11 protein-coding genes, 3 tRNA genes and 1 pseudogene are annotated in these 18468 nt (G+C 55.2%); 9 read left to right on the forward strand and 6 right to left on the reverse strand.

Features of this window, described 5'->3' with window-relative positions; all coding sequences use genetic code 11:
* The 3 genes and pseudogenes from KJA68_RS04970 to KJA68_RS04980 all read left to right on the forward strand — a co-directional run.
* Positions 1 to 116, forward strand: a pseudogene (locus KJA68_RS04970) (IS630 family transposase); the annotation flags it as partial.
* Positions 117 to 237: 121 nt separating this feature from the next.
* Entirely contained in the window at positions 238 to 393 is a 156-nt protein-coding gene (locus KJA68_RS04975) for a hypothetical protein (RefSeq protein WP_213035835.1), read from the forward strand.
* A 289-nt stretch (positions 394 to 682) separates the two neighbouring features.
* On the forward strand, positions 683 to 874 hold the full coding sequence (locus KJA68_RS04980; protein ID WP_213035836.1) for a hypothetical protein: 192 nt from the start codon (positions 683 to 685) through the stop codon (positions 872 to 874).
* 441 nt (positions 875 to 1315) lie between these two features.
* Here KJA68_RS04980 and KJA68_RS04985 read toward each other — a convergent pair.
* The 3 genes from KJA68_RS04985 to KJA68_RS04995 form a co-directional block, all read right to left on the reverse strand.
* Positions 1316 to 1392: transfer RNA gene (locus KJA68_RS04985), tRNA-Pro, on the reverse strand.
* A gap of 61 nt (positions 1393 to 1453) precedes the next feature.
* Positions 1454 to 1527 (reverse strand) — tRNA-Cys (locus tag KJA68_RS04990).
* 57 nt (positions 1528 to 1584) lie between these two features.
* Positions 1585 to 1660, reverse strand: a tRNA-Gly gene (locus KJA68_RS04995).
* A 227-nt stretch (positions 1661 to 1887) separates the two neighbouring features.
* Here KJA68_RS04995 and KJA68_RS05000 point away from each other — a divergent pair.
* The 6 genes from KJA68_RS05000 (at position 1888) to KJA68_RS05025 (ending at position 11613) form a co-directional block, all read left to right on the forward strand.
* A complete protein-coding gene (locus KJA68_RS05000) occupies positions 1888 to 3756 on the forward strand; it encodes a ribonuclease catalytic domain-containing protein (protein WP_213035837.1) in 1869 nt (622 codons plus the stop codon).
* Positions 3757 to 3786: 30 nt separating this feature from the next.
* Entirely contained in the window at positions 3787 to 4722 is a 936-nt protein-coding gene (locus KJA68_RS05005; RefSeq protein WP_246487072.1) for an energy transducer TonB, read from the forward strand.
* A gap of 161 nt (positions 4723 to 4883) precedes the next feature.
* On the forward strand, positions 4884 to 5249 hold the full coding sequence (locus tag KJA68_RS05010) for a hypothetical protein (protein ID WP_213035838.1): 366 nt from the start codon (positions 4884 to 4886) through the stop codon (positions 5247 to 5249).
* A 306-nt stretch (positions 5250 to 5555) separates the two neighbouring features.
* Positions 5556 to 6854: a TolC family protein gene (locus tag KJA68_RS05015; RefSeq protein ID WP_213035839.1), complete on the forward strand. Its 1299-nt coding sequence runs from the start codon at positions 5556 to 5558 to the stop codon at positions 6852 to 6854.
* A gap of 38 nt (positions 6855 to 6892) precedes the next feature.
* Complete coding sequence (locus KJA68_RS05020; protein WP_213035840.1) at positions 6893 to 8395, forward strand: efflux RND transporter periplasmic adaptor subunit; 1503 nt, start codon at positions 6893 to 6895, stop codon at positions 8393 to 8395.
* Positions 8396 to 8415: 20 nt separating this feature from the next.
* Positions 8416 to 11613, forward strand: a complete 3198-nt coding sequence (locus tag KJA68_RS05025; RefSeq protein WP_213035841.1) for an efflux RND transporter permease subunit — start codon at positions 8416 to 8418, stop codon at positions 11611 to 11613.
* Between the two features lie 98 nt (positions 11614 to 11711).
* Here the strand turns inward: KJA68_RS05025 and KJA68_RS05030 are convergent, their stop codons facing one another.
* The 3 genes from KJA68_RS05030 to KJA68_RS05040 all read right to left on the reverse strand — a co-directional run bounded on the left by KJA68_RS05030 (position 11712) and on the right by KJA68_RS05040 (position 18074).
* Positions 11712 to 14612 (reverse strand): patatin-like phospholipase family protein, encoded by a 2901-nt coding sequence (locus KJA68_RS05030; protein ID WP_213035842.1) that lies wholly within the window; start codon positions 14610 to 14612, stop codon positions 11712 to 11714.
* 385 nt (positions 14613 to 14997) lie between these two features.
* Positions 14998 to 16251, reverse strand: a complete 1254-nt coding sequence (locus tag KJA68_RS05035; RefSeq protein ID WP_213035843.1) for a cytochrome P450 — start codon at positions 16249 to 16251, stop codon at positions 14998 to 15000.
* Positions 16251 to 18074, reverse strand: coding sequence for a di-heme-cytochrome C peroxidase (locus KJA68_RS05040; RefSeq protein ID WP_213035844.1), 1824 nt, complete (start codon positions 18072 to 18074; stop codon positions 16251 to 16253). Before KJA68_RS05040 ends, KJA68_RS05035 begins: the two co-directional genes overlap by 1 nt.
* Positions 18075 to 18468: the final 394 nt, after the last annotated feature.

Raw genomic sequence — 18468 nt, forward strand, 5'->3', positions numbered from 1 at the left:
GGACCAAGGCCAAGCTGCGCGATGCGGCCAACGAGCACATGGCCATGTTAGAGAAATCACCCGAGCGGGTGATGAGCTTCTTTCAGGATCCCAGGGTCAAATATGCCGCCGGTTGAGACTTCATGAGGCCGAAGCAATAATTGGTTCAGTCAGGTGATGGGGAAAGTTCAGGTTACCCCTACCCCAGCAACCTGCGAACGGCGAACGCTTGATGACGTAGCGGGCTTTGGCGAAGCCATGAAGGGCGACGGCGTGAAGCGGTTGCGGCAAGAAGAGATTGCAGGCCGGGATACGGAGTTTAAAGCAGATGGCGGTTCTATCGCCGTCTGCGCTCTGTGGGATATCAGTGTGCCAGCGATGGCGTGGGGCTTGCGGTTTATGCAAGCGACGTGACTGAGCGGTTTCATGTATTGACTCAATCAAACCTGTTCATGTGATTAATCCGAGCATTTCTGGAGGTATTTTTGGTGATCAGGAATTTTCTGGTGTACCCCTAGGGGTACCCATTAGACCCAAAAAAGAGGCTCTTCATCATTAACGGGGGACACCGACATTCATTAGACTTGTTTTTGCGAAGAGGCTAATCTTTCCAAACGGCGGATGGGCCAGGCTTGATTCGATTGCTTTGGGAAAATGGAAGCCGTGGTATCCCCGGCCCGTGATGATCGCCTGTGACCGGTTTATGGAAAAGGATAAGGAAGGTGTTTCGCACTGGTTTGATGTGGTGCCGCAAATGGTCATTCAGGGACTTCTGGCAGAACGAAATCAACAACAGCGGGTGTATATCGTGACCGAGCCGCCGCCAGACAATCTGGCATGGATTCACGACCGATGGCCGCGATTGGTAAAGCTGGCACCTACTCAACCTGATTAACAGGTGTATGGCTTTCATATTGAATGAGTGAATTCAGAACTGGTGGACTATCTGGACTACCGCTGTAAGGGATTGAACATAAGCTGAACGCACAACCCGACACACCTTGGATAGGTATTGCGGGAATGGATACCGAAGGCATGACGGTAATAAGCGCGGCAAACGCTTTACACGCATCGCAATTCACTCCTTCCTTACTTAAGTGCTGAATGCCAAAAGTGGCATAGCGGCAAGAATAGCCCTGTGGCATGACTGGACACCTCCCCCAATGTTTGGATGGGAATGCAAGCGCCTTGAGTGGGTAGTCAGCGGAAGAGTTTTAGGGATGCTGCAATGAGGTTTGCTGAGGCTATTTCATACGCCTAGCAATTTTCTGGTTTACCCCTAAAACAATAAGAGTAAATTTTCTTACAACCGTAAATCAGTAACTCATTGATTTAATGGTCGGGGCGAGAGGATTTGAACCTCCGACCACTTGGCCCCCAGCCAAGTACGCTACCAGGCTGCGCTACGCCCCGAAAAGAAAAAATTATAACAGAGGAAAAATTTCAGCGGAAAATTTTCTTCCGGTGAACCACATGGAGGCGGGGGTCGGAATCGAACCGGCGTACACGGCTTTGCAGGCCGCTGCATGACCACTCTGCCACCCCGCCATGTTGCGCATGCTTAAGCTAAAAAATTATAGAAAAGTATTGCACTTTTCCAGAATATGGAGCGGGAAACGAGGCTCGAACTCGCGACCTCAACCTTGGCAAGGTTGCGCTCTACCAACTGAGCTATTCCCGCAAAAATGAAGTCCGCATTATAGTGATATTGTTTGCCGTGTCAAGAAACTCCCTGCAATTTTTTGCTGTTGCGCCCCGGTATGGCGCACGTGACATGTCTGCATTTTCCTGGAACGCGAACGGTTTTGCCCAGTCATAGGAGTCTGAACCGAGATCCATCGAGGTTAATCCCTGAGCCCTGCCCGGTGCTTGGAGTATAATCCGGTTATTCATTTCGACCCATTTCCTATGAATATATTTTATGAAGAAGACGGCTGTTTCAAGGTCGGCTCGATACTTTCTGACAATACAGCCTCCCTGCAAATCGAAAACCAGCACGGCAAGCGCGGCAAGATCAAGGCTGCCAATGTACTGCTGCGCTTCAACCAGCCGGGGATGGCTGAATTCATGGTTCAGGCGGAAAATATCGCCGCAGAAATGGACGTGGAATTCCTGTGGGAATGCAGCCCGCAGGAAGATTTCAGCTTCAGCGATCTGGCCAGCGAATATTTTGGCCATGCTCCCAGCCCGATGGAAGCCGCAGGCACGCTGATTCGCCTGCATTCCTCGCCGATGTATTTTTACAAGAAGGGCAAGGGACACTACCGGGCCGCGCCTCCGGACGCGCTCAAGGCCGCGCTGGCCAGCGCGGAAAGAAAGCGCCTGCAGGCTGCCCTGCAGGAACGTTATACGCAAGAACTATGCGCTTTTACGCTGCCACCGGAATTTTCCGGCATGGTGCAGCAACTGCTGTATAAGCCGGACCGCAACTCCATTGAAGTGAAGGCGCTGGAAGCCGCATGCGCCGCCACGCATCTGTCTCCGGCCCATTTGCTGCAGCGCTGCGGTGCCGTTCCCTCCTCGCATGATTATCATCTGCATCGCTTCCTGCTTGAAAACTTCCCTCGCGGAACGGATTTTTCCGAAGTGGAACTTTCCATCTGCGGTGACCTGCCCCTGGCGGAAGACACTGCGTTCAGCATCGACGATGCGGTGACCACTGAAATTGACGATGCCTTTTCGGTGCGGAAGCTGCCCGGCGGCAACTGGCGGATCGGCGTGCATATCGCCGCCCCCTCTCTGGGGATAGAACATGGATCAGAGGGTGACCAGATCGCGATGCAGCGCATGTCCACGGTATATATGCCGGGAAACAAGATCACAATGCTGCCGGATCGCGTGATACAGAAATTCACCCTGAGCGAAGACCGGGTCTGCCCTGCGCTTTCCATGTATCTGGAAGTGGACCCGGAAACCCTTTCCGTGCTTGGAACGGAAAGCCGCATCGAGCGTATTCATATCGCCGCCAATCTGCGCCATGACACGCTGGAACAGCTGTTCAATGAAGACACGCTGGCCGCTGGCAGGCTGGACTATCCCTTTGCTTCCGAACTCACGCTGTTGTGGAACCTGGCGCAAAAGCTGGAGGCGGCGCGCGGCAAATCCACGGAAAACGGCATTCCGCAGGTCGATTTCAATTTTCACGTGGAGAATGATTTTATTACCATCACTACACGCCAGCGCGGCTCACCGATTGACAAGTTGGTGTCGGAATTGATGATTTTCGTGAATGCGGAATGGGGCAGACTGCTTGCCGCGCACGAAATCCCGGGAATATACCGCTCGCAGAATAATGGGAAAGTGAAGATGAGCACCGTGCCGGCTCCGCACCAGGGACTGGGCGTGGCGCAATATCTGTGGTCCAGCTCCCCGCTGCGCCGTTACGTGGACTTTGTCAACCAGCGCCAGATTATCAGCCTGCTGCGCGAGGAACCGCCGGTCTTCAGCAAGAATGACACCGCCCTGTTTGCCGTGATCCGCGACTTCGACGCCGCCTATACGGCATACAATGAATTTCAGCGGAACATGGAGCGCTACTGGTGCCTGCGCTGGCTGATGCAGGAAAATGTACTCCAGGCAGAGGCACTGGTGCTTCGCGAGAACCTGATCAGGTTCTCGCGCATTCCGCTGATCGGGCGCATCCCGTCATTGCCTGAACTGCCGCCCAGCACGAAAGTGATTCTGGAAATCGCCGATATTGACCTGCTCGACCTGAATTTCAATGCCCGCTTTGTCTCCAGGATTGAAGAACCCGAGGTAGCCGACGCTATTTGCTAGAAACCGGCGGGATGAGTTTCTGCACAGAATATGTCCATTACCGAAATGCAATTGAATTCTCCCGCTGGAAATACCGGCACGATATCCGGGAAATTCTCCGCATTTCCGCAATGGGTCCGGCAGACGGTCACCGCCACTTTTGCCTTTTCTCTGGCGCTGCACGCCTTTATTCTGTTTGGCATTGGCTTTTCCCTGCCCCAGCTGCAGAAAATGCAGCAGAATTCACCGCCCCTGCACGTAGTGCTGGTAAACAGCAAGTCACAATCGGCCCCGAAAAAGGCGGATGCCCTGGCGCAGAATAATCTGGACGGTGGCGGCAACACCCCCAAAGATCGCACCGCAACCACCCCGCTGCCCGTGCTGAACGATGCGCTGCAATACCAGTCCGAACAGTCCGCGCAGCGTGTGCAGCAACTTGAACAGGAAGTCCGGCGTCTGATGACGCAGGCTTCCATTCGCAACTATCGCGTGCCGCAACCCACAGCGCAGAATCCGGAATTCCGGAAAAAAGACGCACGCAATAATGGAAAAGACCCGGATGAACGCAGTCTGCAGATTGCACGGCTGGAAGCGGAGATCAGCAAGAACCTGGATGCTTATCAGAAATTGCCGCGGCGCAAGTTTATCGGTGCGCGTACCGAGGAATATCGCTTCGCGCAGTATATTGAGGACTGGCGCACCAAGGTGGAGCGGGTTGGGAACATGAATTACCCGCAGGCCGCGCGTGAAAAACAGATTTACGGAAATCTTCAACTCAGCGTTTCCATCCACGCAGATGGCCGGGTGGAAAAAATTGAGGTCAGCCGCTCATCCCGCCAGCCTGTCCTGGATGCGGCGGCCAGACATATTGTCAGGCTGGCCGCCCCGTTTCCGCCATTCCCCCCGGATATACGCAGGGACACCGATATTCTCACCATTACACGCACCTGGACATTTACTTCATCGGATACGCTGGAAAGCGAGTAGCCGCTTGCGCTAAAAAGCGGACCGGTATCTGTCGACTTCATGATATGCTAATAGAAATGTTTCCCGCCCCGCCGCTGCAAGCACACCGGGAAAACAGCCGTTTGTAGAGTAAGCGAATGACAAGAACATGGAAGAATTTATGCTTAGTCATGCTGCTGTCAATGCTGCAGAGCATTGCACCGCTCGTCCATGCCCATGTTGGCGGGGATTTCCATCCCGGGGGCATTCATTTCCATACCGGGAATATCCAGCTTCATCTGGATGACACCCTGGCCAGCCAGGATCATCACTCCGCAGACCAGGCAGTTCTGGAGCAGATCAGGCCGGAATTCCCGGCCGTCGGCATGTCGCAGGGATACAAGAAAGAATTTTTCCTATTACTGGCCGACATTCCTGAACTGTCCTGCGCCAAACCACCGCATCTCCCGTTGATTACGGCAACACCGGCCCTGACTGGCCGGATGCAGGAAATTGCCACGCCTGCCTGCTGCACGCTCCCTCCGGCCCAGGCTCCGCCGTTGATCTGACTCGCCAATTTTCATGACCCGACCGCTTTCTGATCTGGCATGATGGAAACCAGGACTGGAAAGGCACAAATTCTGTCGCCGCACCTTCCTGTCAACCCGAATCATTCCAGACGGAAACAGGCAATACCGGCAATGCGTCCGGCAAGCCCGGTATCCTGTAAAGCAGGATCTGCCCGATCAGACAGCCAGCAAGACGGGATTCAAATAATATTCACAGAAGTAATCAGGTGAATGGGGTGGACGGCATTTCATGTGCATGTCCCGCCCCGCTGCCGGGATATCTTCCGGTTTCACCAGGAGAATGAAATGAGGACTCATTTTTTATTGCTGGGGCTGGGGCTGGCGCTGGCGTTCCTGTACGATCTGCACCAGGCTGCTGAAGCGGCCAGCCTTGGCATCGACAGAACGGTGGGGACAAATGCGATCCACCCTACCGAGCTGGCTGCGCCTCTTACGCTCCGGACGGCTCTCGAACTGGCATATGGAGCCAACCCGGCCCTGTCTGCGGCAAGGCGGGAGCTGGAGGCCGTGGATGGCTCCATCCTCCAGGCCGGCCTTGTGCCTAACCCCAGAGTGGAAGCACTGGTGGAAGATTTTCGCCCGGATAACCGGCTTGCAGCGGTTTACCTCCATCAACCGCTGGAAATGGGGGGCAAGCGCCCAGCCCGGATTGCAGCTGCCGAACGAAGGCATGACGTTGCCCTGGCGGAAATGAATGCCCTGCGCGCAGAAATCCGTGCGGCAGTCATGGCGGCTTTTTTCGATGTGCTGGTAGCTCAGGAGCGTCTGCAACTGACCCGGGAGCTGGTCACACTTTCGCAGCGTGCCACCACTGCCGCATCGAAGCGGGTTGCGGCTGGAAAGGTGTCTCCGGTCGAAGAAACCAGGGCACGGGTTGCCGAAGCAAGCGTGCGGGTCGAGCTGAGCCAGGCGGCCACCGGCCTTGAAGTGGCGCGCAAACGCTTGGCAGCGCTGTGGCGCAATCCGGAGCCCCGCTTCGAACGCGCCGTGGGCCAGGTGGACGCCCTGCCCAATCTTCCGACCAAAAAGGAATTGGATGAACGCATGGCAAATGCTCCCGGTCTGGCTCGCGCACAACTGGAGGTAAGCCGTCGCGAAGCGCTGATGGAAGTGGAGCGCAGCCTGCGGATTCCGGACGTGACCTTCAGCGTAGGCGGCAGAAGAAACAATGAGCTGGGGCTGAACCAGGGTCTGGTCGGCGTCTCCGTACCGATCCCTTTCTTCAATCGCAACCAGGGCAACATACTGGAAGCGGAGCGCAGAATTGACAAGGCACGGGACGAACTCTCGGGGACCGAAACCCGTATTCATAGCGAAATCTTCCAGGCGCTGGAGCGCCTGAATATTGCCCGGCAGGAAATCGAAATATTGCAGCAGGAGATTCTTCCGGGCTCGCAGAGCGCCTATGATGCCGCAACCAAGGGCTACATCATGGGAAAGTTCAGTTTCCTTGAGGTACTGGATGCCCAGCGTACCCTGTTCCAGTCCAAATCCCAATATCTGCGCGCCCTTGCGGAAGCTCACCGGTCCGCCGCTGACATAGAAAAGATACTGGGCGAATCAACCGGGCAGTCCGTGCCCTGACCGGCATGCGCAGGAACCGCAGATAAAGGCTAAAAGGCATGAAATACAACCCGAAAGACAAGCAGAAACTGTACATTATCATGGTTCTGGCAGCGGGCATCGTGCTCGCGGCTTTGATTCTTCTGACTCAAGGAGGCCAGAAACATCCGCATGAACCGGATGCAAGCGGAAGCGGAACGGAAATTTCTGGTAGCACACATCAGAAAGGACCGCATGGTGGAAAGCTGTTCACCCGGAATGGCTATGAGCTTGAAATTTCGATCTTCGAAGAGGGTTCGGAACCCCGGTTTCGTATTCATACTTATCTGAAAGGCAAGCCGCTGAATCCTTCGGCCAACAGGGTGGCGCTCACCCTCGAAAGGCTGGGGCGCGCGCCCCAGAAAATCCGCTTCATGGCAAAGGATGATTATCTGTTGAGCAATGCGGTGATCGGCGAGCCGCATTCTTTCAGGGTAACGATCGAAGCGGAATATGGCGGCCAGCCTTACCGCTTTAATTACGAGCAAATCGAAGCGCGCGTGCACATGACCGACCCGCAGGTCGAGCTTGAAGGCATTGAAATCCTGACTGCCGGGCCGGCTCGCATCAAAGACACACTACCGTTGATCGGACACATCGGTTTCAACGAAAACAACGTGGTGTACATCGTGCCACGCCTGGCCGGAGTTGTGGAATCGGTCGGTGCAAATGCAGGAGACCGGGTGCGCAAGGGACAGGTTCTGGCCGTGCTTTCCAGCCCGGTTCTGGCTGACCTGCGCAGCGAGCTCCTTGCAGCGCAGAAGCGGCTGGGTCTGGCCCGGGTCACTTACGAGCGCGAGAAAAAGCTATGGGAAGAGAAAATATCCGCTGAGCAGGATTACCTTCAGGCGCGCAGTGCCATGCAGGAAGCGGAAATTGTCACTCAACAATTGAAGCAGAAACTGGCTTCGCTCGGCGGCTCCATGACCAACGGCAGCGACCTGGCCCGCTATGAAATTCGCGCGCCAATCGACGGCACAGTGATGCTAAAAAAAATCTCTGTCGGGCAGGTGCTCAAGGAAGACGCCGATATCTTTGTCGTGGCGGACTTATCCACAGTGTGGGCAGTACTGACCATCTACCCTAAAGATCTGAACGCCGTAAAAATCGGACAGCAGGCAACGATCAGGGCAACTTCCTTTGAATATCAGGGCAGCGGCAGCGTAGACCACATCGGCGCGTTGCTGGGCGAACAGACCCGCACGGCAGAAGCGCATATCATCCTGGCCAACCCCGGTGGAATCTGGCGTCCGGGGCTTCCCGTCAATATCGAGCTGGTTTTGGGGGAAACCACTGTACCGGTCGCGGTATCCGCAGAGGCCATTCATACAATAAATAACTGGACGGCAGTGTTTTTCCGGCATGACGGTGTGTTCGAGGCTCGCCAGCTGAAGCCGGGACGCAGGGATGGCAGCTTTGTCGAGGTGCTCGACGGTCTGAATTCAGGGGAACGGTATGCTGCAAAAAACAGTTTCTTGATCAAGGCGGACCTGGGCAAAAGCGGGGCAGCTCATGACCACTAGCAGGTAATCGGGAGAAAGCCGTGTTCGAGAAGATCCTCCGCTTTGCCATTGACCAGCGCTGGCTGGTGCTGGCAGTAACGCTCGGAATGGCAGCACTGGGCATATTCAGCTATCAGAATCTGCCCATCGACGCCGTTCCCGATGTCACCAACGTCCAGGTGCAGATCAATACTTCCGCGCCGGGATATTCCCCGCTCGAATCCGAGCAGCGCATTACGTTTCCACTGGAAATTTCCATGGCCGGCCTGCCCAATCTGCAGCAGACGCGCTCCCTTTCGCGCTATGGCCTGTCACAAATCACGGTAGTTTTCAAGGACGGGACAGACATCTATTTCGCCCGCCAGCTGGTCAACGAGCGCATCCAGCAGGCGAAAGGCCGGCTGCCGGAAGGAATCGAACCGGTCATGGGTCCGATTTCCACCGGGCTGGGGGAAATTTTCATGTGGACGGTCGATGCCCGGGAAGGCGCGCGCAAGGCCGATGGCACCCCCTACACTCCCACCGATCTGCGCGAGATTCAGGACTGGATCATCAAGCCTCAGATGCGTAATGTTCCAGGAGTGGCGGAAATCAACAGCATTGGCGGTTACGTGAAGGAATTCCAGGTTGCTCCGTTCCCGGACAAGCTGGTTGCCTACAACCTTACCTTGCAGGATGTGGTTGCCGCGCTCGAACGCAACAACCACAACATCGGGGCGGGTTACATCGAAAGGCGCGGCGAACAGTATTTGATCCGCGCACCCGGACAGGTCGTCACGATCGAGGACATCGGTAACATCATCGTCCGTAGTCAGCAGGGTGTGCCCATCCGGATCCGGGAAATTGCCGAGGTGTTCATCGGCAAGGAGCTGCGCAACGGCGCCGCCACCGGAGACGGACATGAACTTGTGCTCAGCACCGTGTACATGCTGATCGGCCAGAACGGACGTACGGTTTCCCAGGCCGTTTCAAAGCAGCTGGAGGAAATCAACCGCACGCTCCCTGAAGGCGTGACAGCCAGGGAGGTATACAACCGCACCATCCTGATCGACAAGGCGATCTACACCGTCAAGACCAATCTTCTGGAGGGGGCGCTGCTGGTGGTTGCGATCCTGTTTGCCTTTCTCGGCAACCTCCGCGCAGCCCTGATTACCGCCATGATCATCCCGCTTTCCATATTGTTTACGTTTACCGGAATGGTCTCGAACAAGGTCAGCGCCAACCTGATGAGCCTCGGTGCGCTGGATTTCGGCATCATCATCGACGGCGCCGTGGTTACCGTGGAAAACTGCATCCGGCGGCTTGCCCACGCACAAGCCGCGGCTGGCCGGCGTTTGACGCGCGATGAACGCTTGCATGAGGTGTTTCTGGCATCCCGTGAATCGCGCAGGCCGATCCTGTATGGGCAACTGATCATCATGGTGGTGTATCTGCCCATATTTGCGCTTACCGGGGTGGAAGGAAAAATGTTCCACCCGATGGCATTTACCGTGATGGCTGCCTTGCTGGGAGCCATGATCCTGTCGGTCACGTTCATACCGGCAGCAGTGGCAGCCCTGATCGGCGACCAATTCAGCGAAAGCGAAAACCGCCTGACGGTTCTGGCCAGGCGCGGCTATCAGCCTATGCTGGATTTTGCGATGCGGAACAAACCATTGGTACTCACAACGGCAATTATTGCGGTGTTTCTCTGCGGCCTGCTTGCCACCCGCATGGGCAGCGAATTCGTGCCGAACCTCGACGAAGGGGATATCGCGCTGCATGCGTTGCGCATTCCCGGAACCAGTCTTTCACAGGCAATCCTCATGCAGGAAGACCTGGAACGCACCATTAAAAAATTTCCGGAGGTAGAGCGGGTTTTTGCCAAAATGGGAACCGCAGAAATTGCTACCGATCCGATGCCGCCCAGCGTCGCGGACAATTTCATTATCATGAAACCCCGCCCAGATTGGCCCGACCCGGGGCGCAGCCAGGCCAGCCTGATTGAAACCATCCGAAAGGAAATCATCAAAATTCCGGGAAACAATTATGAGTTTTCCCAGCCAATCCAGATGCGTTTCAACGAATTACTGTCCGGCGTGCGCAGTGATGTGGCGGTCAAGGTATTCGGCGATGACATGAACACCATGAATCAGGCTGCCCACCGGATTTCGGAAGTGCTGGCCGAAATTCCCGGCGCCGCAGATGTCCGGGTCGAGCAAACGACCGGACTTCCCGTGCTTACCATCCAGATAGATCGTGAGAAGTCCGCCCGGTTTGGCGTGAATGTCAGCGATGTGCAGGATGCCATAGCCATTGCAATGGGTGGACAGAAAGCCGGCGTGCTGTTTCATGGAGACCGCCGGTTCGACATTGTCGTGCGCCTGCCCGAGCATTTGCGCAGTGATCTGGAGACACTCCGGCGACTGCCTGTCCTCATCGCCGGGAACAAAACGGGCAATCCGCTTCCCTCCGGTTATTTCCAGATGGGAACCGTCGAACACTTCGGGGATATTGTCCGCCCCGTATCCAACTTCATTCAATTAAGCGATATCGCAACCATCGAAGTGGCGCCCGGGCCGAACCAGATCAGCCGAGAAAATGGCAAGCGTCGCGTGGTGGTAACCGCTAATGTGCGGGGGCGGGATATCGGCTCGTTTGTCGGGGAAGCTGAACAGGCGATACGCGGGAAAGTCCCGCTGCCCCCCGGTTACTGGATGACCTGGGGAGGCACCTTCGAGCAGATGCAGTCTGCCAGGGAACGCCTGCAGATCGTGGTTCCCATCGTGCTGCTGCTCGTTTTCATGCTGCTTTTTATCACGTTCAAGAACATGAAAGACGGCCTGCTCGTGTTCACCGGGGTGCCGTTTGCACTGACCGGCGGAATACTGGCTCTGTGGCTGAGGGATATTCCCTTTTCCATCTCGGCAACGATCGGCTTCATCGCACTGTCCGGCATTGCCGTGTTAAATGGCCTGGTCATGATTGCCTGCATCCGTTCCTTGCGCGATCAGGGGATCAGTCTGGAAGCGGCGATCCACGAGGGAACCCTCACCCGCCTGCGCCCGGTGCTGATGACCGCGATGCTGGCGTCGCTGGGATTCCTGCCGATGGCCATCGCCATGGGAACAGGAGCAGAAGTGCAACGACCGCTCGCGACGGTCGTGATCGGGGGCATCCTGTCTTCCACAGCGCTTACCCTGCTGGTCCTGCCGGTTCTGTACCAGCTGGCGCACAGGAAGGATTCCATACAGCACTGAGCTCATGATGCATTTCTACCCCGAAAACCGTAAAACCCCAATGACAGGCTCGCTGAAATTTAGCACATCCGGTCTGCTGTTGCAGGATAGCGGCCAGGTCAGCCCGGCAGGGGATCCGTAAACTTTATGGTTCCTCCCTGCAACGCAATTTTATCCAGGGCAGAGCTGGCAACCGATTTCCCCAGCCGCCGGTAGCTTTCAAACTGATCTTCCCCGAAAAACTGGTCACCTGTCGATTCATGCGGAAAATCCGGGTGGCTGGACCAATATTGCAAAACGGCGGAATCCTCCTGTCCCGTCATGCAGGTTTTGAGATAGATCAGTACACCGTGGGGCAGTCCGTCGTTGTAATCGATCTCCCCTATCGCATAACAACGGCTATCCGGATCGGATTTCGCTGTCTTGCGGATTGCATCGACATTCAGCGTAATCCGGACATTGAAATCGACTTCACACATGCGGATCAGCGATCCCAGGCTCTCGAATTTCAGTTCGGGATCATTCTCGGCGTCACTGACAATGATCACGCTGCACCTGCGCCGGATCAACTCATACACACCGAGATTCTCAAAATGTCCGCCGTCCGAGATCATCAGATAGTTCGACTGGTCATCCGCTCCGCCAAACAGTTCCTTGACCAGATAGCGCAGGCTGAACCAGGGCGACGCGGAGCGACAGGATTTCAGGGGATTCGGGAACCACCAGCCCAGGCGCACATTGAACACCGTCAGCATGAAAGCTACCAGGGGTGAGGTGTGATGCCCCATATTTGGACTCGCTGCTGCGCCGGAAACGGATATTGCCTGCCCCAGCGATGGCTGACCTTCCCTGCCGCCATACTCCGTGACAGACTGATAGCCCAGGCGGCCACTCTTGCCGAAATCGGTCTTGGGCCACCAGTAACCGCTGCCAATCGCATACGGTGTGATGGTGAAAGGTGCGCACTGCCGGGTATGCAGCGCCAGATCGCTTGATCCCCCCAGATTCATCGCGCAATTGACTATATGCAGAGGACCTGCCGGGAAGTCACTGTCATCCATAGCCCCGATTTCCGCCATCGGCAAATCATCCTTTTCGTCGAATCCGGTGAATTCCTGCGGTTTGCGCTCTCCCCGGGTGTAGCGCGACGCCCCCAGATAACAGCGGGACAAACGGCTCCGGTAGAATACATTCAGGCTGAATTCATTGATGTCGACCCGCCATGCCAGCAAGAACAGCAGCACAAAAACTGCTCCCATCAGGCCCAGCGTCACGCTAACCGGAGGACTGGACAGATAGGGCCAGTGATACCCGTTCAGAATTGCTGCCGTACCCCAGTCCACTTCATACAGGTCCAAGATAATCAGATGAATGCCCGTTGAAATCGCAACCAGCAGACCTGCAATGAAAATCACCGGAAATAGTATGGCAATCAGGTTCAGGGGCAATTGGATTGAGGAACTGACCTTAACCGTGCTGTTCCGCAGGCCGTCGGTCGAACTGGATTTTCCGGCCCATAGCCCGGCAAGGGTGGTCACCAGCCAGCCGCCTGCCAGGGAAATGCCTTCCCACCAGGCTCCGGTGTGAATAATGTGGGATACCAGTTTCGGCCCGTAAACCGCCGCAACCGCGAACAGCATCCAGGCAAAACCATAAATACCCAGCCATGCGCCCAGACGGCTCCACCATTCCCGGATGCCTTCCGTCGACTGTCGCCCCATGATGCCAATCAGCATGTTTACCGACAGGGAAAAGGCAAACAGCAGCATGGCCGGAGCCCAGATGAATGCCAGCCATTTACTCTCGTGCGCGGGGATTTCCAAATTGGCCTCCGCAGCAGCCCAGCCATGCAGAACCAGCATGATTGCACAAAGCAACGCATGCAGGACCAGCACCGGCAGAACCGGAGCGAGCAGCCACATTTTCCCTTGCTTCATCGAAAACAGCGAAAGCAGCCAGAACGAAACAAAAACGATGGACAGAGGAAAAGGCCAGTACCGCCAGGCATGGTTGAAAAACTCGCCAAAACTATCCATCTTTGCCAGTTCCCCGGTTCCGGTGGTTTGTCCCCAAAGCACGGCGGCAAAAAAGAACGCGCTCGCCATAATGGGGATTACGATCAACCCCTGCACCCAGCCCTGTGAATAGTGGATGCCAGTGGGCGCATCCTTTTCCTTCCAGAGGTTGATCTCCACGCCTGCACAGATAATCCACCCGACTGCGGCGCGCAACAGGCCAAGCCCGGTCAGAATCAGAAAAACGGCAACGACTGCGGCCTTGACCCAGTCAACCTCCCCATCTGCAAACGGATTGAAATCCAGCTGTTGAATCAGCCACAAAGTGGTAATCAACCCCAGCAGTGCAAGACAGAAGCAACTGAATGAACTCCGGATTCCTAAAAACCGTTTTCCTTCGGTTCGCGTCATCTGCCACTGGTTGCCTGCAATACCGGCGACGCCCAGAATGAACAACACTGCGGTTGCCCAGCGCCACTCCCCGACATAAGGCCATTGGTCAAAGACTTCAAACAGGAGCCGGGGAAACAGAAGCAGCAAGGCGATGGCTAGAATGACGCACAGCTGGACCAGCAAGGTATTGCGTATCCATACGGTGGCCATAGTCCAAGAATCCGCGCTTAGCAAACCCACTTTGGGCGAAAGATAGTTGGAATAGCGCCGCAGATGCCGGATGGATTCCGTCCAGTCGGCTTTCTCGTCGAGCCAGTCTTCATTGCGCCGGAATGACCGGACACAGTTCGCGCTCAGCCAGCCGCCTATGTAGCCCCCACCCGAGACCGTGGAAAGATAATCGACCTGATTAAGCCATCCGCGCGACTTTAGATATTCGAGTACCCCCAGGCCGAATGTTGCACTGCGGATTCCCCCTCCGGACAGTGCCAGCCCGACGAAATTGTCGCGGACATTTTCGGTACCCAGCCCCATTCCGGCGCGCCGGGACGAGATTTTTTCAATCTCCTCGTCCAGAATTTCGGGCGGCATCCGGTGCTGATGGGTACTCATAACTACTCCTGATGGTAACAATCAATGCAGAAAAATCCTGTGCAGCTCCGGGATTCCGAAATTCCGCAGGGCTGGCCCGGAACTCCACGATTCAGTCCTATGCTACGCATACGGCAGGTAATGACCGAAGCACACTGCATATCGGTCATACGCTGAATTCACCCTGAAACCTCCGGGGCTCGCCCGATGACTGACCAAAAACCGCTACGGATTTACTCCTGCTTCATGCCTTGCCAGGAAAGTCCTTGCCAGCTGTATCCGGTGCCCTGCCATGAGATCGTCCGGCCAGCCTGGTCGCCATCATGAGGATGGAGCAATCTTTTTGCCAGGCTGGTTTTGGGTTCCGGATGTTTGCCGCAGCGCCACAATGGGAAGTTACAATGGGCTACCCCCAGGCGATGTGGTAATGCTTTGGATATGGCGTGCCGCCATATTCAATCGGCGATTCGGATCGCACGTTCGGAAGCAGGATAATATTGCGCACCATTTCCGGGACCAGAACCGATGCCACATACTTGCCCAGACATTCATGCATGCCATAGCCAAAATGCAGATAGTCCGAAAATGACCGTCCAGGGGTGAACACATGAGGGTTCGGGAAATAATTTTCGTCGAACATCGCCGAGAGCGTCAGAGGAAGTACCATGGTTCCCGCCTTCAAAAAGGTTGCCCTGGATGTTCCTTTGGCCAGGGTATAGTCCTGCGATGAGATTCGGAATTGATAGGGAGTGACCGGATCAAATCGCAGCGCCTCCCAGACATAGCTATCAAATTCCTGCACCTTGTTTTCTGCCAGCAATAACCTCGCCTCTTCGAGAATTCCCGTATGGCCCAGGAAGTAATGAACCACTTGCGTCACGGCCTGTGCCGTGGTTTCCACGGTTCCGATCAGCAATCCAGGAACGTTGCGGGCCAGCCTTTCAGGGGGGAAGCCGACGCTGGGCGGATACTGGGTGCGAAGCATGCGAGCCAGGATATCATCCGCGCTGCTTTCGCCCCTGATCTCAGCAATCCGTCGGGGCAACAACTCCTGAAGGAACGCCTTCATTTCCTTGCCGGCTTCAAGGAAATTCTGGCGGATTTCTGCACGCTCTTCAGCGGAAAGGACGTCAAAGGGCTGGTTATGGAAGCTTTCGTACTGGTTCCAGTAGGACCACCGGCAAAGATCATCGGTGGAGCAGCCATTCAGGCCAAAGTAGGTTTGTACGATCAAAGTCGGGACAAGACGGCTGTATTGATCTACCAGATCCAGGGTTCCGGAATTTCCCGTAACGAGTTTGCAGGCATGCTCGGATGTTGCCTGGCGAACCATTGCCAGGTCATCCCAGTTCAGCATCGACTGCATGATGCCCTTTTCCCGCCAGTGAATGGCCGTATCATCCTGAGCCAGCATGTAATCACCCATGCTGGATTTATATAGATCCACGGTAAAAATATCCGGGCGGCGCAGTACCTCCATGACATCTTCATACTTTGCGACATAAGTACACACGGGATCGCTCAGGATGGGCCGGTTTTGCCGCAGTTCTTCATAAAACTTCAGCGATCTTGAATCTACCCAGCCCTTGACCAGGGCATGTTTCTGATCTTCAGGAGTATTGTCCAGTTGTTGCAGGAAATTCATGTCTAGACCTTTCATTATTTCTTGTCGGTAACGGGTTGTGACGATTTTTCCGACCCGGATGAATATTTTGCAGCGGCGGGATGGGTGCTTGCAGCAGAATCCCCCTGCCCGGCATCTTCCCTGACATCCTTCAAATATTCGATGATTGCCAGTCGATCCTTCGGACTAAGGGCTTTTTTCGGGAAAGCATGCCCGGAATTATGGTTTCCCGGTAAACTGGTGTCATACAGGAAAAGTTGCGAGCGTTCTTTGGCGGTCAACTGATTCCTGGTGGACTTGTAACCCAGTTTCACCGGATCAATTTCACGGCTTCCCACCCAGAAGGTCTTGGAACGCTCATTCGGCGGAGATAACAGCTCATAGATATTGGGAACCGATCCGTTGTGCAGGAACGGACCTGTCGCCCAGATGCCGACAAGCGGGCTGGCCTTGATTGCCGTGAGCGCTTCCGGGGATGGTTTCCAGATTTGCGGGACTGGATCATCACCGGAAGGAGGATAAAACCGGTATCCGTTGTACTCGAAAATTTCCTGAGGCGTCAGTTTGGCATCCTCAATCGCTTTCTTGAGTGTGGCGCCAACCGTAGTCAGGAAAAAATTGGCTCCAGGGGTAACCGGTTCATTCTGGAACAAAAGAGGCCCGAGGTTGCTGGTTGCAGTGATGCGGGAGATCAGGCTGTGGGTATATTGCGAATCTGTTCCAACCTTGGTGATCTGGATGGGCTGGGTCTTGATGAACTGTTTGCCAAATGCGTTGATTTCCTTTGCCGTGTAATCAAACGGTGGCATGTTATGACAACCCCGGCAGCTCTTGTCGAACAGTTCACGGCCCCTTTTGGCCAGCTTCCGGTTTACCTTGCCGAAGTGCTTTTCCGGCCAGGGCGGGGATGTGAGCGTTGCCAGCCACTCTTCCATCTCATGAAGCTGCTTCAGCATCACACTGGAGTGGAAAAGATTATTGGAGTCTTTAAATTCCGCCTTTCCGAACACGCCCAGGGTTTCGCCAACATTGCGCGCAATAGGAGAAGATGCCACCGGTGCCCACTGTACCCAATCAAGGTGAGGAGCGAGCCAGACAAACGGGAAACTGACCGGTGCGCTCACCGGGCGCAGGTTTTCCGGTACACCCAGATTGGTCACGGCAAGAGCGTTGGTAATCTGGTTCAGGGCATCCACCCGGCCTGGTCCGGAGGGCCGGTGTGGAGTGCGCATCCACAGGTTACCCACAAGCTCGGCAGCAAAAGTCCGGTATGCAGTCTTCAATTGCGCGGTTTCCGTCGGCGTGGGATCATGGCCCAGCACATTTGCAGCGAAGCGCCCGAACCGGGTTTGGTCATTGAGGTTGGCCTGCACGGCTGCAGAAAGCTCGGTGATAAACAGCGTGAAGTCAGCCAGCGCAGGCCCTCCGTCTATACGGATTCTCTTGCCTTTGGCCTGAATATCATTGGTATGGCAGGCAGAGCAGGTCATCCCTACCCAGTATTTCTCTGCCGAGTCGTTCGCAGGCTCTTTGGTAAATCCGATCGGCAGATTGTCCGGGTTCAGCCTGGCTCGGCCATGGTTCAGCCACCCATAACGAGCCATGTTGGCCGGGTCGCTGAATCGGGTTTCCCCTGCTGCAGTTTCAAGAGCCAGAAACCAGGAATAAGGCATAAGACGGGAACCCTGCGGAGTAAAATAATACAGCTCACGCATCGCATCGTCCCATCCTTGATCCAGATACTGAACCGGCTCCTTTTCCTGGGCAAAGCAGGGAACCATTGCGATCGACAACCCAAGCACGCCGGCAGAAATCAGTTTGCGACCGCTGCTGATCAAATGATTTTTTCTTAAATTCATATTAATTCTCACATTTTTAATTATTGGTTATCTGGCTTCTCATAAACCGCGTTTCTGCATTCGGCATAGGGATTCTGAAATGCCTGTCATGCCTTGCCGGAAATATCCGGCTGCGGACGTTTCGAGGCACGAAGATTCGCACGAAAATCCGTGCAAGGCTCCCGCTTCAGTATATACTAAACATGACACTATGGCATGCCTAACTTCAGCGGAAGACTCATCCGGCCAGGCAGAAACAACACCAAAATGGAAACAACAGGTCTGCAAACGCGCGGTTTGATGGAAGCCCAACCGGATATATATAAAAAATACATTATATAATTAATTATAATATATGATTTCCTATAGCTACAGTGCAGGTGGATGGCCCAGTGTTGAATTCTACCCTAACTGA

It is taken from the genome of Candidatus Nitrotoga fabula, from assembly GCF_905221025.1.
Classification (GTDB): domain Bacteria; phylum Pseudomonadota; class Gammaproteobacteria; order Burkholderiales; family Gallionellaceae; genus Nitrotoga; species Nitrotoga fabula.